The following is an 18251-nucleotide window of genomic DNA, read 5'->3' as shown; positions in this document are numbered from 1 at the left end:
TGGTCAACAATGCCGGCATCTTCCGCCCGAGTGCCCTGCGCACTGCTACCGTCACGGACATCGATGCGTTGCTGCATGTCAATATCCGCGGTGTGTTGCTTACGACGCAGGCCGCATTGCCTCATCTAAAGAGTGACGGGCGCGTCATCACCATCGGGTCTAACCTCGCGGAACGCGTGCCCGTACCTGGCATGACGCTATACGCCATGACCAAGTCGGCTTTACTGTCGTTCACCCGTGGATTGGCGCGGGCCAGCGATGTGGCGGATGGATTTGATCCAGAACTGGTTATGGATGCCCGCGAAGTGCGGCGGTCGGACCGGTTCATCCACTATGCGATGGGCGCGGCGAGGGAGGCACTCGAGCAATCAGGCTGGTCGCCTGAGGGTCACGAGGAACGATCGCGTACAGCAACGATCATCGGCACCGGCGTCGGTGGTATCCCTGTGGTCACTGCGGCTGCGAACCAGATCAAGACGGAAGGTGTCCGTCGGCTGTCCCCTTTTATGGTCCCGTCCTTCCTGTCCAATTTGGCAGCAGGGCAAGTCGCGATCCGTTTCGGCTTTCATGGTCCGACAGGCACACCAACGACCGCATGCGCGGCGTCGGCCCAGGCGATCGGCGACGCGATGCGATTGATCGAAACAGGCGAAGCGGACATCGCTCTGTGCGGTGGTACAGAGAGCAGTGTTGATCCCGTTGCCATCGGCGGTTTCACCGCCGCAAAGGCGCTCTCGTTCAGCTTCAACGATGACCCGACGCGTGCATCGCGTCCGTTCGATGCTAATCACGACGGCTTCGTTCTCTCGGAGGGAGCGGCCATGCTGGTCATCGAGCGCCTAAGTCACGCCGAGCGACGCGGTGCGCGGCCGCTTGCGATCCTGTCCGGGTACGGTACGACAACGGACGCGCATCACGTGACCGCAGGTTGGCCAGACGGCCGTGAGGCGGCACGGGCGATGGAAATTGCTTTGACGCGGGCGGGCATCTCACCGACGGATCTTGGCTACGTCAACGCACACGCAACTTCCACGCCAGTCGGCGATGCGGCCGAGTTGGCAGCGCTTCGTCGTCTGTTTGGCTCGTCGATTGGAAACGTCCCAGTAGGATCAACCAAGTCCGCTACCGGTCACATGCTCGGCGCCGCTGGAGCCATGGAAGCATTATTCAGTGTGCTTGCCATCGATCGGGGCATCCTGCCGCCTAGCCTAAACATTGAGCGGCCCATGCAAGGTGCCGAAGGGATCGACTTGTTGAACGAAGGTGCAAGAAATGCTGCTCCCATACACGTACTCTCAAACGCGTTTGGTTTCGGTGGAGTCAACGCGGCGCTAGTTTTCAGTCGCCACGAGTGACCCAAGGATGGGAATGCCCCTGTCAAGGCAGTCCTGACTTTTTGGTGATACAAGCACCAATCGGATTACAGTCGTTCGATGACAAGGTTTCGCTCCCCAGATGCAAAGGCATAGGAATTTAAAGCGTCAATCTCCGTGGTTTGGTCTTCCCAAATGGAACGGCCAGCGAGACGGGGCGGACGTTCTCGGAATCGAAGGCTGACCGGGAAGGCTTGGACAACATCCGTCTTCTTGAAGCGTCCGGCAGGCTGGCTTTCCCGAAATGTGTTCCCGATTGCGTATTCCCAAACGGTCCGCTGGACATGGAGAAATGGGACGGCCGCGAGTTGCTAAAACGGCCGGTTTTGGGATGCCGCGCCGATCTAACCAGCGCCGGGAGTCGGTCGCTTGCTGACCGGCAGCTCCGCGGCAGAGAGGACCCACAAACCGACATTCAGACGCTAGAGCTCGCGGCGCAAAAGCGGACGTTTGTTCATACCAGCGCACGGCTGTTTATCTGAAGGCGTCTGATTGCATCCGTCCTGTTGCGCGAAGCAGAGCGGCCTGAGCTGTGAGAGTATCGGCACGCGCCCGAGCAACATCGAGCTGGGCCGCACGGAAACTCTGGTCAGCGACCAGGATATCGATGGTGGAGCGCAGCCCGAAGCCGTATTCGGCGCGAACTCCTTTGAGGGCGAGATCGGCCGCTGACAGTCCATCCGTGCTTGCCCGTAGCCGCGCCTGAGCGGCGGTGAGGTCGGCCCAGGCGGCATCTGCACCGCGCACGACCTCGCGAGCGGCCGCATCCGTCTCGAAGCGCTCGGCACGCCAGGTCGCTTCGGCCTGCCGCACGCGGGAAGATACCAGCCCGCCGGTCAGCAGCGGCAGGCGCACGCTCGCCCCGATCGTGGCAGCACTGTCGAAACCGCGCCAATCACTGCCGTCGATTACCACACCCCGACCGTAGCCGCCGGCGAGATCGACGGATGGTGCCCGCTCGGCGCGCGCCTGCTTGATGCGAGTGGCCGACGCATCCACAACGCGGCGTTGCGCTAGCAGCAGCGGATTGGCGGCGGTCGCAGCGTCGCGGGCATCGGCGAGCGTTCGCGGCAACAGTGGCGATGGCGCAACCTCGGCCGACAACACGCCCGCATCTTCACCAACTACCGCGCGATAGGCGGCCTGCGTCGTGGCGAGCGCGCCTTCGGCATCGGCGAGATTGGCGGCGACGCTCGCGCGTTGCGCCTCCAGCTGCGCCACGTCGGTTCGCGTCGCCTGCCCCAGTTCGAAGCGCGACTGGGTTTCTGCCACCTGAGCGTCGAGCCGAGCGATGCCGACCCGCGCGGTCTCGACCGCCCGCTGGTTATAGAGCAGGTCGGCGTAGGCGACCACCACGCGCTCCAGCACCGCGGCCTCGGCATCGCGCAGCCGCTCGACGCCGGCGGCCACATCGCTGCTGGCGGCGCGAACCGCGGCGCGCACGCGCCCGCCCGTCCAGATCGGCAAGGTCGCGGTTACCCCGCTGCTGCCTGACCGGCCATAGCCGAGCCGGTCGTAACCGGCGTTGCCGCCCAGTTCCGCCGTCGCGCGTCCCGCTGCGCGTGCCTGTTCAGGTGTCTCGGCGAGTGCATCCTGCCGGGCGCGGGCGGCGGCCAGCTCCGGATTTGTGGCCCAGGCCATCGCGATCGCCTGCGGCAGCGTCTCGGCTTGGGCGCTCTGATCGAGCAGGAGTGCCCCTGCCAACAATGTGGCACGCATACGTCTACGCTTAGTCATGGCGAAGTGCCCAGGCCGGAGCCGCGCGGCTGGCGCGCAGGGATTGGCTCAGCACGGTGAGCACCGCGATGGCGGTTGCGAGCAGGCTCGCGCCAAGGAAGAACAGCGGCGACAGCGCAATCCGGTCCTCGAACCCCGCGAGCCAGTGGCGCATGGCGACGAAGGCGATCGGCCAGGCGACTAGGTTTGCGAGCAGCACTGGCCGCAGGAACTGTCCGACCAGCAACCCCACGATGTCGGCCGAAGAAGCGCCGAGCGTCTTGCGGATACCGATCTCCTTCACCCGACGCGCGGTGTTAAACGACGCGAGACCCCACAGCCCGACGCAACCGATCAGCACCGCCAGCCCCGCGCCGATCGCGAAAAGCCGCGTCGCGCGGTCGTCCGCCTCGTAGAATTTGGCGAGCCGCTGATCAGCAGTATCGGCGTTGAACGGCACCTGCGGGACGTTTCGCTGCCAGACGGCGCGCACGGCGGCGAGCGTGGCCCGTGGATCGCCTGCGAAGCGCAAAGTGGTAACCGCGGTCCCGATGCGCTCGGGCTCGTTGTAGTAGAGGTAATAGGTCGGCGGATTGGGATCGCGCGGCGAGGCGAAGCGCAGATCGTCAATGACGCCGATGATCGTGCGTGGCCGCTCGCCGCCGACCGTCCGGCCGATCGCAGCCTCCGGCGAAGGGAAGCGAAGCGTCGACAACGCGCGGCGGTTGACGACGATGTTGATGCCCTTGGCGAGGTGCTGCTTCTGCGCGTCGTCGGTGCCGTGCGCGGCGTCGAACATGCGTCCGGCGAGTAGGCGCGCACCATAAGTCTTAAAGAAGTCCGGCCCAACGATCTCCCATTTAAGCGATGGTCCGTTCCCCGGCACACCGGGCAACGGCACGTTGTCGCTGCTGCTGTCACCAGTACCGCCCACGGCGCTGTTGGCGATCGTGACGGCCTTGACCTGCGGGAGGGCGGCGAAGGCGTTCACCAGCGCGCGTCGCTGCGCCGGCTCGACCAGACTGTCGGCGGTCGAGCGGACCACCAGCAGGCCCTCGCGCTGGAAGCCGAGGTCGGTCTGTCGCAGGTGCCGGGTCTGCGCGAGCAGGACGGCGGTGCCGATGGTGAAGGCGATCGCCAGCCCGAACTGCAGCACCACCAGCGCCTCGCGCGTGCGCGTGCCTGCTCTCCCCCCACCGGGTGTCCGCGCGGACGCCAGCACCGCTGCTGCGGGAAAGCGCGACAGCAACAGTGCCGGATAGAGCCCCGCAACCATCCCAACCACAAGCACCAGCAGCGCCAGCGCGGGCACGACCACGGCATAGGGAATGGTCAGCGACAACCCGCCTGCGGCGTTCACCAGCGGCAATCCCAGTTCTGCGAGGATCAGGCCAGCGAGCGCCGCGAGCGCGACCGTCAGGATGGCTTCGCCCAGGAACTGGCGGACCAGCGCACCCTGACTGGCGCCCAGCACCTTGCGCATCGCTACCTCGCGCGCCCGCAGGCCCGCACGCGCGGTAGCGAGATTAACGTAGTTCACGACCGCGATCAGCAGTGTCAGCAGGCCGACCAGCCCCAGCGTCATCACGGTTGCCTTGCGGCTGCCGCTCTCCTGCCCCTCGGGTTCGAGATGGAGACGCGTGATCGGCAACAGGCGTAGGGTTTGGAAATCGGTCGCAGGCTTGCCGGGCTCGGCCAGCTCTCCGCCACGTCGATTGACGAAGTCGAACAGCTTGCTCTCGAACGTGCGCGCCTCGCCAGGCGTATCGAAGCGGAGATAGGTCGGAAATGACAGACTGCCCCAATGATACCAATTTTCCTGCGGCGGTGTGCGAGGGAGCAGCGTCAGCACGTCCACATCGAGATCACTGTTCTTCGGCAGGTCACGGAACACGCCGGTGACGCGGTAATCGCTCGCCTTGTCCATCGCCACCGTCAAGCGCTGACCGACCGGGTTGGCAGTACCGAAGAACCGGCGAGCGGCGCTCTCGCTGACCAACGCGTCACCCGGACGAGCGAGAGCGGCGCGACCAACGCCACGCGCCATCGGCAGGTCGAACACGTCGAAGAAGGACGGATCGACCTGCGCCACATTCTCGGCCGTGGCGCGCCCGTCCTGCAGCACGCTGCCCGCACCCTTTCCGCCGCGGATTCGCGTGCCGACCACGCCGGGAAAATCCTCGCGTATCTGATCGAGCAGACCACTCATCGTGTAGGGATAAGCGCCGTTGACCGGGCTGTCGGGCAGGTTCCACACCGTCTGCACGACGTAGATCTGCTTGTGCCGAGGCAGCCACGTCTCAAAGCTCGTCTCGAAACGGACGTAAAGACCGAGCACCAGGAATACCGCGATGCCGACCGCCAGCCCGCCGATGTTGAGCGCGGCGTAGAGCCGGTCGCGGGTCAGCGAACGATAGAGCGCGAGGAAAGCGAAGCGGTTCATGGCCGTGATCCGATTGGAAGGGCTTGGCGGTGACGGTCAGTCATGGCGGAGCGCCCAGGCGGGCGCGGCGCGGCTGGCGCGCAGCGACTGGCCGATCACGGTGAGCAGCGCGACCGCGGTCGCGAGCAGGCTGGCGCCAAGGAAGAACAGCGGCGACAGCGCGATCCGGTCCTCGAACCCCGCGAGCCAGTGCCGCACGGCGACGAATGCGATCGGCCAGGCGACTAGGTTGGCGAGCAGCACTGGGCGCAGGAACTGTCCGACCAGCAGCCGCACGATGTCCACCGAGGACGCACCGAGCGTCTTGCGGATACCGATCTCCTTCACCCGCCGCGCGGTGTTGAACGAGGCGAGACCCCAAAGTCCGACGCAGCCGATCAGCACCGCCAGCCCCGCACCGATCGCGAACAACCGACCCGCATGGTCGTCGGCGTCGTAGAACTGCTGGAGCTGTCGCTCACCGAACTCCGCCACGAGGGGCAGCTGCGGCACCGCACGACGCCACGTCGCGCGGACCCCGTCCATTACCGCGCGCGGGTCGCCGGTGAAGCGCAGCGTCACGATCGGATACGGCACGAGGGCGCGGTAGGTGGTGTAGTAGGCACCGCCGCTGGGCAGCCGGGGCGAAAAGAACCGCAGGTCCTCCACCACGCCGATCACGGTCCGGGGGCCGCCTACCCGGAACGTCCTGCCGATCGCCGTTCGAGGATCGGCGAAGCCCAGCTTGGCCGCGGCGGTGCGGTCGATGACGATGTTGCGCGCCTCGGCGGACTTCCTGCCGGTCGCATCGTCCATCCGGTGCGCGTCGTCGAACAGCCGTCCCGCCAGTAGGCGTGGCGGATAGACGCGGAAGAAGTCACCGCCGACCAAGATCGATCGGATCGCCGGCCCCGGTCCCGGCCGACCGGGAAGCGCGAAGTTGTCGACGTTGTTGTTACCGAAGCCGCCGACCGAAGAATCGGCGTTGGTGATGGCCGATACGCCCGGCACCGCGCGCAACGCTCGCAGCAGCCGGGCCTTCTGCGCGTCGTCGAGGTCGCCGTAGTTCAGCGTTGTGATGACCAGTAGGCCGTCGCGTCTGAAGCCGAGATCGGTGTCGCGGACGTGGCGCATCTGAGCGAACAGGACGGCCGTGCCGATGGTGAACGCGATCGCCAGCGCAAATTGTAAGATCACCAGCGCCTCGCGCAGGCGCGTGCCGCTGCGCCCGCCCCCGGGCGCGCGAGCCGAGGCGAGCACCTCAGCCGCCGGAAAGCGCGACAGCAGCAATGCCGGATAGCTTCCCGCCACCACCCCGACGACGAGGGCGAGCACCGCCAGCACGGGAACGGCCGTCGCATAAGGGATCGATAGCGATAGCCCACCGGCCGCATTGACGAGCGGAAGCCCGATCTCGGCGAGGGCCAGACCACCGAGGGTTGCCAGCAAGGCGGTCAGCACCGCCTCGCCGATGAATTGCCGGATCAGCGCGGCGCGGTTCGCGCCCAGTACCTTGCGCATCGCCACCTCGCGAGCGCGCAGGGCGGCGCGTGCGGTAGAGAGATTGACGTAGTTCACCACCGCGATGAGCAGCGTCAGCACGCCGACCAACCCCAGCGTGACGATCGTCAGCTTAAGGCTGGCGCTTGCCTCGCCGACCGGTTGCAGATGCACTTCGGTGATCGGCAGCAGCGGCAGCCCGATGGAGCGGGAGGAGTTCGGTCCCAGGTCCGGGCGGCCACGCCGGTCGATGAAGCCCGGCATCTTGCCCGCGAACGCCGCCGCGGCGCGGGCATCGGGAAAGCGCAGATAGGTAAATACCGAGGTGCTGCCCCAATGGTACCACCAGTCGTTCGCGTGTACCGCTGACGTGCGGGTCAGCATCGAGAAGCGCAGGTCGGTGTTGGCGGGCAGATCCTCGAAGACGCCGGTGACGTGGTAGGCCGCCGGCTCGTCCAGGGTCAGCGTCAGCTCGCGCCCGATCGGGTCGGCATCGCCGAAATACTTGGCGGCAGCGGAGCGGCTGAGGATCACGGCAGTCGGATCGTCGAGCGCCACGCGCTGGTCGCCGCGCACCATCTTCAGGTCGAACACCTTGAAGAAGTCGGGGTCGACTTGAGCGATGTCCTCCAGCTGCGTCACGCCACCCTGCGTGACGCTGCCGCCCCCTTCCCCTCCTTCGATCCGGGTGCCGATGAGGCCTGGAAAGTCGGCCTTCATCTGCTCCAGCAGCCCGCCCATCGTCTGCCGGTATCGGCCGAAATAGGGACTGTCGGTGCCCTTGCCTTCGGTCTGGACGAGGTAGATTTCGCCGTGATGCGGCAACCACGTCTCGAAGCTGGTTTCGAACCGGACGTAGAGGCCCAACACCAGGAACACCGCGATGCCGACCGCCAGCCCGCCGATGTTGAGCGCGGCGTAGAGTCGATGACGGGTCAGCGAGCGGTAGAGCGACAGCAGCGCGAAGCGGTTCATAGCATGTTCCTGGAAAGCGTCCGGCCTCAGCCGCAGCGAACCGAGCCGCTGCCGCCTTTGGCCACGTCGCAGCGTGCACCGCCCGTCACACGGACGCTGCCCGAGCCACCGGCGCGGATCGTCGCGGTGCGCGTCGCCGTGGCGCTGACGGTACCTGATCCTCCAGCCGATATGGTGAGCGCGGAGACGGCTAGCCCGCGCACGTCGATGCTGCCCGATCCGCCGAGATCGAGCGCGGCGTCGTCGGTGCTACCCGATGCGCTGATCGCTCCGGATCCCGACAGATCGAACCGCACCGTTCGCGCACGCAGATCCGCGACGCGCATGGCGCCCGACCCGGCGACCGAACCCGTGAAGTCCGGGCTCTCCACTGCGACGATGATCATCGCGCCCGACCCGCTGATCGACGCCATCCGCAAGCTGGGCACCGTCACGCTGACCAGCGCGCCGCGATCGCGGTAGCTGCCGGGCAGGCGATCGATGCGCAGCGTGTCGCCGCGCACGGCGATGTCGAGCGCCCCCACCGCGCGCGGATCGCCGCTGGCGGTTACCGACACGGCTGGACCGCGCGTCACCTGCACCCGGTCCGACCCGGCAAGCTCCACGCTCGTGAACGATTTGGGTGCGAAGCGGCGCTCGATCGGCGAAAGGTCGTCGGCGACCCGTTCGCGCGGACGCTCGACCGCGACGACGCAGCCGCTCGCTGCGAGAGAGAACACCGACAAGGCGACGACGCGGAAGCTCACTACCGGCATGCTCCTCAGATCGCGCGCATGGCGCTTGCGACGATGCGGCCATCGAGCATGTCGATGCGGCGCGTCGCCATGTCGGCGTGGCTGGGCGAGTGGGTGACCATGACGACAGTGGTGCCCTCGTCGTTCAGGCCGGTGAGAATGTTCATCACCTGCTCGCCGTTGGCGGTGTCGAGATTTCCGGTCGGCTCGTCGGCGAGGATCAGCCTGGGCGCGCCGACGATCGCACGGGCAATGGCGGCGCGCTGCTGCTGACCGCCCGACAGCTGGTGCGGGAAATGGCGCGCGCGGTGGGCGATGCCGACCTTGTCCATCGCCGCCGCCACCCGCGCGCGCCGGTCCCCCGCCTCTTTTCTATACGCGAGGCCAAGCGCGACATTCTCCTCGATCGTCAGCTCGTCGATCAGGTTGAAGCTCTGGAACACGAAGCCCAGGGTCTCGCCGCGGAACTTCGCCAGTTCCCTCTCGTCCAGCGCCGCCAAGTCGCGGTCGTTGAACATGTAGCGGCCGGCAGTCGGCCGATCGACGGTGCCAAGTGTGTTGAGCAACGTCGACTTGCCGCAGCCCGACGGTCCCATGATGGCGAGGAACTCGCCGGCCGCAACATGCAGGTCGATATCATGCAGCGCGGTCGTCTCCACTTCGTCGGAGAGGTAGCGGCGCTGGATGTTCTCTAGGCGGATCACGAGTGGCCCCTTTCAGCGAATGTTGAGTGTGTCGCCCTTCACGGACGCGATGTTCGAAGTGACGATGCGGTCTCCGGCGGTCAGACCCGACAGGATCTCGACCTGTTCGGGATTGCGGCGCCCGGTTCGGACGGCACGGCGCCGGGCGTGACCGCCGTCGGCGTCGAGGACGAAGGCGGAGGTGCCGCCACCCGATTCCAGCCAGCCCCCCACCGGTGCGACCAGCGCGGTCGCGGTGCTGCCGAGCGTGACGCGGATGTCGAGCGTCTGGCCTCGGTTCAGACCGACCGGCGCTGCACGGTCGAAGGTGAGTTCGACGCGGAAGCGCCCGTCCTTCACCGCCGGCAGCACCTTGGACACGGTCAGCGTCACGCCGTCGCCGGTCCGTGCGCGCTGGCCCACGGCGACGCGGCCGAGGAAATACTCGTCGACGTCGGCCTCCAGCTTCCACGATCCCTCGCTGTCGACCTGCCCCGCAGGGTCGCCCGCCTTCAGCGTCTGGCCGGGCTGGAGCGTGAAGTTGGTGAGGCGCCCGCCCGCCGGCGCGCGTACCGTCAATGCCTCAAGCCCGCCGCGCACCGCCGCCAGATTGCCCGACAGCCGCGCCTGCGTGGTGGCGAGCCGCGCCGCCTGCGTGGCGGTGATCCGCGCCTCCGCCGCGCGCCCGGCGCGCAACTGTGCGAGCCGCCGCTGCTGATAGTCCGCCTCCTCCTGAAAGCTCTTCACGCCGGCGTCAGACAGGAACCCCCTGTCGTGCAGCTGCTGGCGGATGCCGAGGTCGCGACGCGCCTTGATGAGGTCGTATTCGGCCTGCGACACCTGCGCGGCGCGGTCGAGGCTGCTGCGCTCGATCCCCAGCCCTTCCCCGGCCACGCTGCCCAGCTGGCTCGCGATCTGCGCCTCGCGGGTCAGCACGTCGAGCCTGAGTTCCGGATTGGCGAGCGTCGCGAGCGGCTGCCCGGCCGTCACCACCGCGCCGTCCTGCACTAGGAGCCGCTCGACCTGCCCACCCGATAGGACGCCGACCAGCGTCGTCACGCGCGGCGCGACGGTCGCCCGGACCGGCAGATAATCGTCGAAGGCGCTGCGTGTCACCGCCGCCGACTCGATGTCGGCGGCGGAGATGTCGGTCGACCCACTCGCCGGCAACCACCGCCACAGCGCAAGCGTCGCGATGATGAGAGCCGCGCCGACCAGCACTGCACGGCGCCGCCACCACGGCCGCGCCGGCCGCGCGACACGGCGATCCATGCCGGCACCGGGAGCGGTGACGGACAGGGTGCTTGCGCCCTGATGCTGTTCGGTCATCATGACGCCAGTGTCGCTCAATCGCCCCGAAAAGCCTAAACCGCTATGAACACTCGACTTTCATCTTCTGACGTTGGCCCCCATCGTTCATCAACGGACGCATCGTCCACGAATGGACAGCCGGACGCGACGTCAAGCGCGCTCGCCATTCTGCTGGTCGACGACAATCGCCATGTCGCCGAATCGCTGGAAGTCGCTGTCCGGCTCGCCGGCCACTCGCTCGATCGGGCGGACGGGCCGGAGGAGGCGCTGTCACGCCTCGCTGCCCGCCGCTACGACGTGATTCTGCTCGACCTGAACTATTCGGCCGGCCGAACCGACGGCGAGGAAGGGCTGGCGCTGCTTGGCCGCCTGATGGCGGACGACCGAGGCGTACGCGTTGTGGTCATCACGGCGCACAGCGGCATCCGCATCGCAGTGGAGGCGATGCGGGCGGGCGCGCGCGACTTCGTCATGAAGCCGTGGCGCAACGCGGACCTCCTCGCCAAGCTAGAGCGTGCGGCGATGAGAGAGGCTTCCACTGCTCTGCCCATCGTTCGGCCAGTCGAAAATTTGCCGGCGATGCTGATCGGTGAGAACGCGGCGATGACGCGCGTTCGTGAGCTCGTCCGGCGGGTCGGGCCAACGATGGCGGGGGTAGTCGTCACCGGCCCATCCGGCAGCGGTCGTACCCTGGTCGCGAGTGCACTTCACGCCACCTCGACCCACTCGGGCGAGCCGATAACCCGCATCGACCTGCGCGACGCCGACAATTGGGCACGCCTGAGCGGCAATGGCGGCACGCTGCTGCTCCGTCATCCCGACCGGCTTGACGAGGTCGAACAGGCGCGACTGCTCGATCAATTGCCGGAGGCTGCGCGGATCATCGCGATCGCCGAGGACGCAACCCGGATCAGCCCGGCGCTCGCGCGGCGGGTGGCGACCGTGGAGATTTCGTTGCCGCCGCTATCGGCGCGGGGTGACGACGCACTGCTGCTCGCGCGCCACTTCGTGCGCGTCGCGGCGGAGCGGCATGGTCGACCTGCGCCGCAGCTGACCGCTGCGGCAGAGGGGGCAGTGCTGCGCGCCGACTGGCCGGATCAGGTCGCGGGCTGGCGGCCGCGATCGAGCGCGCGGTACTGCTCGGCGACGGCGCAGTGATCGACGCCGCCCTGCTGCTGCCGCCTGCCCCGCCGCCCCCAACAAAGAGCGACGTCAGCGTCTCGCGTTTCGACTTGGAGGAGAACGAGCGCGGTGTGATTGAGGCGGCGCTGCGGGAGCACCACCACAATGTCACCCACGCCGCGGCTGCGCTGGGGCTCAGCCGCGGGGCACTCTATCGTCGCATGGAGCGCTATGGCCTCTGACTATCCGCTTCGCTGGCGTCGGGCTCTGGGGCGCATGGCATCCGGGGTAATCCTCATAGCGGCCGGCGCCCTGCTGTTTGTGGCCTGGCAGAATGGCTGGTGGGCGACGCTGTTCGGGACGGCGCTATGCGCGACGTGGATTGTTGCGGTCGGCAGCTGGGCGGCGCTGCATGGTGCCGCTGCAAACACCGGTGGTCCGACCAACGGCACCGACGCTCAAGCGCTGCCGCTACGCTCGCTGCTCGATCAGGTGCCAGCGCCGCTGGTCCACACCGATGCCGCAGGCGCGCACGCCATCAATCGCGCCGCCCGCGCGCTGTTCGGGACCGACGATCGAATCCTGCCTCTTTCGCCTTCTCTGCTGGGAAGCGACGGCGCTCCCCTGCGACACGAAGGACGAAGCTGGCGGGTCGATGCTGTCGATACCGCGCCGGGGGAGCGGCTGGTCGTGCTGATCGACATCGACGCCGAAGAGCGCGCCGCCGAGGGCCGAGCCGGCGACGAGATGATCGACATTCTCGGCCACGAGCTGCTCAACGGCCTATCGCCGGTCGTGTCGCTCGCCGACAGCGCCGTGACCGCTGCAGCGCGGGGAGACGCTGGCCTGCACGACATACTCGCCACTCTCGCCCGCCGCGTCGAGGGGCTGGAGGGCTTCACCCGCGCCTATCGCACTCTGTCTCGACTGCCCGATCCCGTGCTGCAACCGGTTCCGCTGAACGAGCTGACCGCCGATCTGGCGCGGCTGTTCTTGAGCCGTTTCGGCGACGGCGTCGCGCTGGCGGTCCACGTGCCGCTTGGACAGGTCGCCGACATCGACCGCGACCAACTCGCTCAGGCGCTCTGGGCGCTGCTCCAGAACGGTGCCGAGGCCGCGCTCGCTGCACCCGCGCCGTGCCGCGTCGATCTGACGATCGTGGCGCAACCGGAGCTTTCGATACGTGTTAGTGACACCGGTCGTGGCATCGCCGCGCCCGACCGCGCCCGCATCTTCCGCCCGTTCTTCACCACCAAGCCAGACGGGTCAGGGATCGGTCTCAGCCTTGCCCGCCGCATTGCCCGAGCACATGATGGCGATCTTCGCCTGCTGCCAACCACGCCGACGACTTTCGCCATGAAGCTGTCCCCGCGGAGGCTAAGCGGTCGTCCGACTAAAGCTGCTTGCCGCTGAAAAGTTGATGTTCGTTCAGGCGAGCCCCGTCGGCATCCAAGCGCCGTTCCACCAACACTTTAGATCAAGACCAGCGGTAGTGTATTATTTGCCTATTGCACCGGGGCAGCGGGCGGTAGGATCGTGGTCGGGGATCCAGGGGGACAAAGATGCTCGAACTCACCGGCGTGAGCCATGTCTACGCCAACGGCACGCGAGCGCTCGACGACGTATCGCTGTCGATCCCTACGGGCATGTTCGGGCTCCTGGGCCCCAATGGCGCGGGCAAGTCGACGCTGATGCGGACGGTCGCGACACTGCAGACGCCAACCGCAGGCAGTATCCACTTCGGCGACATCGACGTAATCGCCCATCCCGAACGGCTGCGGGAAACGCTCGGCTATCTGCCCCAAGATTTCGGTGTCTATCCGCGCGTGTCCGCCTACGACATGCTCGACCACATGGCCGTTTTGAAGGGCGTGGTCTCCGCCGCCGACCGTCGTGCGACGGTGGAGACGCTGCTGGTGCAGACGAATCTGTGGGTTCATCGCAAGAAGGCGATTGCCGGCTTCTCCGGCGGCATGCGCCAGCGTTTCGGGATCGCGCAGGCGCTGATCGGCAACCCGCACCTCATCATCGTCGACGAGCCGACCGCGGGGCTGGACCCGGAGGAGCGCAACCGCTTCCTCAATCTCTTGGCGGAGATCGGCGAGAACGTCGTCGTGATCCTGTCGACCCACATCGTCGAGGATGTTGCCGACCTGTGCCCGCGCATGGCGGTGCTGGCTGCAGGACGCATCCAGCTGGACGGCGCGCCGCAGGACCTGATCGCACGCACCCGCGGCACGGTGTGGGCAAAGACGATCGGGCGCGACGAACTCGATGCTGCGCGCGCCGCCCATGAGGTGATCTCCACGCGCCTGTTCGCCGGGCGCACGATCGTTCACGTGCTGTCCGACGACGATCCCGGCGACGGCTTCCGCCCGACCGACGGTGGGCTGGAGGATGTCTACTTCTCCACCCTCACGCGCTCGCGCCGATCGCCCGTCGTTACCGCTGTCGCGGGCTGAACGGCGATGTTCGGCGCGATCGCCCGCTTTGAGCTCCGGTATCAGTTGCGCAACCCGGTGTTCTGGGTCGTCGCCGTGCTGTTCTTCCTGCTGACCTTCGGATCGATGACGGTCGACCTGATTCAGATCGGAAGCGGCGGCAACATCCACAAGAATGCCGCGACCGCGATCGCGCGCACCCACATCATCATGTCGGTGTTCTTCATGTTCGTGACGACGGCGTTCGTCTCCAACGTGGTGGTCCGCGACGATGAGAGCGGCTTCGGATCGATAGTCCGCTCTACCCGCGTGACCAAGGCATCCTATCTCCTCGCGCGCTTTCTGGGCGCGTTCGCCGCCGCGGCGATCGCGTTCCTGGTGGTGCCGCTCGCGATGTGGCTCGGCTCGCTCATGCCGTGGGTGGACCCTGAGACGCTCGGCCCCAATCGGCGCGGCGATTATCTCTATGCCTACGCCCTGCTGGCGCTGCCTAATCTATTTATGACCTCCTGCGTGTTCTTTGCCGTTGCCACGATGACGCGGTCGATGACGTACAGCTATCTCGCGGTCATCGTCTTTCTGGTGCTGTACTTCGCGCTGGTCAGCCTCGCGACCAACAAGCCCGATCTCCGCGACACCGTCGCCTATATCGAGCCATTCGGCGTCGGAGCGTTCGGCTACGTGACGCGCTACTGGACCGCCGTCGACGCAAACGCCGGCATGCCCGCCTTCGCCGACGTCCTCGTGGTCAACCGCCTCGTCTGCCTGCTGGTCGGGGCAGTGGCGCTCGCGATCGCCTACGCACGCTTCTCGTTTAGCCAGCGCGGCGCATCGAAACGCCGGCTCCGGCGGGAGCAGCGCCGCGCGGCCAAGCTGGCCGCGCGCGAGCCGCGGACAGTCGCTTCGCTGCCGCCAACTGCGCCCGCCGCCGCGCGCTGGACACAATTGCTCGCACGCACCCGGTTCGAGATGGCGCTGATCTTCCGCAGCCCCGGTTTCGTGATCATGGTCGCAATCGGGCTGGTCAACGCGGTCGCCCGGCTGCTGACCGCGGGTGAGCGCTACGGCACACCGACCTGGCCCCTTACCTTCTCAATCATTCGCGACCTGACCGGTGCCTTCGCCGTCATGCCGCTCATCATCGCGATCTATTATGCGGGTGAGTTGGTGTGGCGCGATCGCGAGCGTGGAGTGGACGAGATCGTCGACGCGACCGCGCTGCCCAATTGGGCGTACATGGTCCCCAAGACGCTGGCGATCGCCGCAGTCCTGGTCACCACGCTGCTCCTGTCGATGCTCGTCGCGGTGGCGGTGCAACTGTCGCGCGGCGTCACCGACATACATCCGGGTGAATATCTCGCCTGGTACGTCGCGCCGCTGACGGTCGACTTCGTGCTGATCGCGGTGCTCGCCGTCTTCGTCCAGGCGCTCAGCCCCAACAAGTACGTCGGCTGGGCGGTGATGGTCGTCTATTTCGTTGCGACCAGCGTCTTCACCACGGTCGGCTGGGAGCATCCGCTCTACCTGTATGGCGCCACCGGGACGACGAGTCTTTCCGACATGAACGGCGACGCCGTCGGCGGCGCACGCGGCTGGTGGCTGCGGCTGTACTGGATCGGATGGGCACTGGCGCTGGGCGTGGCTGCGCACTTGTTCTGGCGGCGTGGGACGGACGTGAAGCTTGCTCATCGGTTGCGCCGCATACCGCGCCGCCTGGCCGGCACGCCGGGTGTGCTGCTCGCCGGGGCGTTGGTCCTCGTCGTCGCGACCGGCAGCTACGTCTATCGTCAGATGGATGTCATCAACATCTATCGCAGCGAACCCGCTCAGGAGGCCCGCCTCGCCGCTTACGAGCGCAAATACCTTCGATACGTCGGGCTGCGCCAACCGACGTTGACGGACATAAAACTTGCCGTGGCGCTGCACCCCTCGCAGCTGACAATGACGGCTATAGGGCGCTATTGCTTCGTCAACGACACCGGTGCGCCGCTACGCGACCTTCACCTGCGCATGCGGGACGACAAGACGCGCCTCGGCGCCGTCACCATAGCCGGCGCGCGGCCGATCATGGTGGATGACGACTATCAGTACCGCATCTATCGCTTCGACCATCCGCTCGCGGCAGGCGCGATGGGGGACATACGCTTCCGCACCACGCGCGCGGTCCGCGGCTTCACCGCCGATGACGACGACGTGCGTCTGGTGCGCAACGGCACGTTCCTGAACGCGCGCGAGTTCGCGCCGGTCATCGGCATGGACAAAAGCGGGCTGCTGCAGGATCGCACCAAGCGCCGCAAGCAGGGGCTACCCGCTGAATTGCGCCCGGCCAAGCTGGAGGACCGCTCGGCCCAGCGGAGCAACTACGTACACGCCGACTGGGTGCGATCCGACATCACGCTGTCCACCGATGCCGATCAGGTGCCGATCGCACCGGGCCGCAAGGTGTCGGACACCGTCGCCGGTGGGTGGCGCACGGCACGGTTCGTGTCCGACGCACCGATCCTCGCCTACTTCTCGATCCAGTCCGCGCTCTACGCGGTGAAGTCCCGGATGGCAGATGGCGTCCGCCTGTCGGTCTTCTATGACCCGCAGCATCCCTACAACGTCGATCGCATGCTGGCGGCGATGCAAGCGGCGCTCGGCTATTACCGCTCGAACTTCGGCCTCTATCAATTCAACTATGCCCGGATCGTCGAGTATCCCGGCTACTCGAGCTACGCGCAGGCGTTTGCCGGCACGATCCCCTATTCGGAGTCGGTCGGCTTCATCGCCGACGCGCGGCGACCGGACCGGATCGCTTACGTCACCTACGTCACTGCGCACGAGCTCGCGCATCAATATTGGGCCCATCAGCTGATCAGCGCCGATATGCAGGGCAGCACCCTGCTGGTGGAAACGATGGCGCAATATTCCGCGCTGATGGTGATGAAGCGGCTGTACGGACCCGACAAGATCCGCCGCTTTTTGAAGTACGAGCTCGACGATTACCTGCGCGGGCGGCGATCCGAGGGGGTGGAGGAACTACCGCTGGAGCGCGTGGAGAACCAGACCTACATCCACTACAACAAGGGGTCGCTCGCGCTGTACCTGCTGCAGGATCGTTTGGGCGAGGACCGCGTGAACCACATGCTTGCCGGGCTGCTAAACCGTTATCGGTTCAAGGGCCGGCCGTACCCGCGCTCGGCCGACCTTGTCGCCGGCTTCGCCTCCTTGGCGCGCACGGCAGAGGAACGCACGCTGGTGTCGGATCTGTTCGAACGCATCACCTTGTGGGATCTCAAGGCGACCGGGGCTACGACGCACCGCCTGCCTGACGGCCGGTGGGAGACGCTGCTCACGGTCGACGCGTCCAAGTTCGTCGCCAACGGACAGGGTCAAGAAACGCAAGTCCCGCTCGCCGGCAGCTTCGACGTCGGGGCGTTTACCGCGCGTCCCGGGTTCGGCAGCTTCTCGCGCGCGGACGTGCTCGGGATGGAGCGCCGCGCGATCCACAACGGGGTGGAGCACATCCGCATCGTGACGGACGGCAAGCCCGTGTTCGTCGGAGTCGATCCCTACAATAAGTACATCGATCGGAATGGCGACGACAACGTCGTGGGCGTGACCGGCTAAACCCACAATCGGTCATTCGGAACCGGGTTTCGGTTTCCCGAAAGCTGCCACCCGTTCATCTCAGTCCCGGTCATTTGCGGCTCAAGCCGAGTGTAGGCGTCTGCGAAGCCTGGATTCGCGACCACTCAGGCGTGCTGCAGATGCGCATCGAAACTGCCTACTTTCGCTTGTGACATTCGCGACAGCTATACCGTCAATCAAACGTAACTGCTTCGCTGTCGCTAATCGGACTGACCGCTTTCGGCGCTGTCGGATTGTTATCGGACGTTCGTTCATTTGGCTCAAGAAGCGGCTGGGTTCAGAGCGTGCCGTGCCTAATGATCGATCCGCGCCGTCTGGATCGCCTTTTGAAATAGCTGCGA

Annotated in this window: 12 protein-coding genes; 6 read left to right on the top strand and 6 right to left on the bottom strand. The window is 66.6% G+C overall.

What is annotated here, in order from left to right; genetic code table 11:
- On the top strand, positions 1-1355 hold a 1355-nt coding region (locus QZ847_RS10350), incomplete at its 5' end, for a beta-ketoacyl-ACP synthase II (protein ID WP_294356275.1).
- A 492-nt stretch (positions 1356-1847) separates the two neighbouring features.
- On the opposite strand, the gene QZ847_RS10345 is transcribed toward QZ847_RS10350, so the two are convergent.
- Genes QZ847_RS10345 through QZ847_RS10320 form a run of 6 tightly spaced genes read right to left on the bottom strand, consistent with a single transcriptional unit; the run spans position 1848 to position 10732 of the window.
- Positions 1848-3110 (bottom strand): TolC family outer membrane protein, encoded by a 1263-nt coding sequence (locus QZ847_RS10345; RefSeq protein ID WP_294356273.1) that lies wholly within the window; start codon positions 3108-3110, stop codon positions 1848-1850.
- Positions 3103-5532, bottom strand: a complete 2430-nt coding sequence (locus QZ847_RS10340; RefSeq protein ID WP_294356272.1) for an ABC transporter permease — start codon at positions 5530-5532, stop codon at positions 3103-3105. Before QZ847_RS10340 ends, QZ847_RS10345 begins: the two co-directional genes overlap by 8 nt.
- 36 nt (positions 5533-5568) lie before the next feature.
- The gene (locus tag QZ847_RS10335) at positions 5569-7986 is read right to left on the bottom strand and encodes an ABC transporter permease (RefSeq protein WP_294356270.1); all 2418 of its coding nucleotides are present in this window, start codon (positions 7984-7986) and stop codon (positions 5569-5571) included.
- A 26-nt stretch (positions 7987-8012) separates the two neighbouring features.
- On the bottom strand, positions 8013-8732 hold the full coding sequence (locus QZ847_RS10330) for a head GIN domain-containing protein (RefSeq protein WP_294356267.1): 720 nt from the start codon (positions 8730-8732) through the stop codon (positions 8013-8015).
- Between the two features lie 14 nt (positions 8733-8746).
- Positions 8747-9424, bottom strand: coding sequence for an ABC transporter ATP-binding protein (locus QZ847_RS10325; protein ID WP_294356265.1), 678 nt, complete (start codon positions 9422-9424; stop codon positions 8747-8749).
- 12 nt (positions 9425-9436) lie between these two features.
- Positions 9437-10732 carry an efflux RND transporter periplasmic adaptor subunit gene (locus QZ847_RS10320; RefSeq protein ID WP_294356263.1) on the bottom strand — a complete coding sequence of 432 codons (1296 nt, stop codon included), beginning with the start codon at positions 10730-10732 and terminating at the stop codon, positions 9437-9439.
- Between the two features lie 45 nt (positions 10733-10777).
- Between QZ847_RS10320 and QZ847_RS10315 the strand changes: the two genes are divergently transcribed.
- The 5 genes from QZ847_RS10315 to QZ847_RS10295 all read left to right on the top strand — a co-directional run bounded on the left by QZ847_RS10315 (position 10778) and on the right by QZ847_RS10295 (position 17889).
- Positions 10778-11872 carry a response regulator gene (locus QZ847_RS10315; RefSeq protein WP_294356261.1) on the top strand — a complete coding sequence of 365 codons (1095 nt, stop codon included), beginning with the start codon at positions 10778-10780 and terminating at the stop codon, positions 11870-11872.
- Positions 11869-12078 (top strand): helix-turn-helix domain-containing protein, encoded by a 210-nt coding sequence (locus QZ847_RS10310; protein WP_294356259.1) that lies wholly within the window; start codon positions 11869-11871, stop codon positions 12076-12078. The genes QZ847_RS10315 and QZ847_RS10310 overlap by 4 nt, the downstream gene beginning before the upstream one ends.
- Before the next feature lie 34 nt (positions 12079-12112).
- On the top strand, positions 12113-13249 hold the full coding sequence (locus QZ847_RS10305) for a HAMP domain-containing sensor histidine kinase (protein ID WP_294356258.1): 1137 nt from the start codon (positions 12113-12115) through the stop codon (positions 13247-13249).
- Between the two features lie 149 nt (positions 13250-13398).
- On the top strand, positions 13399-14298 hold the full coding sequence (locus QZ847_RS10300) for an ABC transporter ATP-binding protein (RefSeq protein WP_294356256.1): 900 nt from the start codon (positions 13399-13401) through the stop codon (positions 14296-14298).
- A gap of 6 nt (positions 14299-14304) precedes the next feature.
- The gene (locus tag QZ847_RS10295; RefSeq protein WP_294356254.1) at positions 14305-17889 is read left to right on the top strand and encodes a M1 family aminopeptidase; all 3585 of its coding nucleotides are present in this window, start codon (positions 14305-14307) and stop codon (positions 17887-17889) included.
- Positions 17890-18251 lie beyond the last annotated feature (362 nt).

The organism is uncultured Sphingomonas sp., from assembly GCF_913778135.1.
Taxonomy (GTDB): domain Bacteria; phylum Pseudomonadota; class Alphaproteobacteria; order Sphingomonadales; family Sphingomonadaceae; genus Sphingomonas.
The sequence above is the reverse complement of the archived record's forward strand: the minus strand, read 5'-3'. Positions and strand labels throughout refer to the sequence as shown.

What these genes read in the sequence shown, in the direction of transcription:
- QZ847_RS10345 (WP_294356273.1), bottom strand. Translation starts at nt 3,110, where the DNA reads ATGACTAAGCGTAGACGTATGCGTGCCACATTGTTGGCAGGGGCACTC.
- QZ847_RS10340 (WP_294356272.1), bottom strand. Translation starts at nt 5,532, where the DNA reads ATGAACCGCTTCGCTTTCCTCGCGCTCTATCGTTCGCTGACCCGCGAC.
- QZ847_RS10335 (WP_294356270.1), bottom strand. Translation starts at nt 7,986, where the DNA reads ATGAACCGCTTCGCGCTGCTGTCGCTCTACCGCTCGCTGACCCGTCAT.
- QZ847_RS10320 (WP_294356263.1), bottom strand. Translation starts at nt 10,732, where the DNA reads ATGACCGAACAGCATCAGGGCGCAAGCACCCTGTCCGTCACCGCTCCC.
- QZ847_RS10315 (WP_294356261.1), top strand. Translation starts at nt 10,778, where the DNA reads ATGAACACTCGACTTTCATCTTCTGACGTTGGCCCCCATCGTTCATCA.
- QZ847_RS10305 (WP_294356258.1), top strand. Translation starts at nt 12,113, where the DNA reads ATGGCATCCGGGGTAATCCTCATAGCGGCCGGCGCCCTGCTGTTTGTG.
- QZ847_RS10300 (WP_294356256.1), top strand. Translation starts at nt 13,399, where the DNA reads ATGCTCGAACTCACCGGCGTGAGCCATGTCTACGCCAACGGCACGCGA.
- QZ847_RS10295 (WP_294356254.1), top strand. Translation starts at nt 14,305, where the DNA reads ATGTTCGGCGCGATCGCCCGCTTTGAGCTCCGGTATCAGTTGCGCAAC.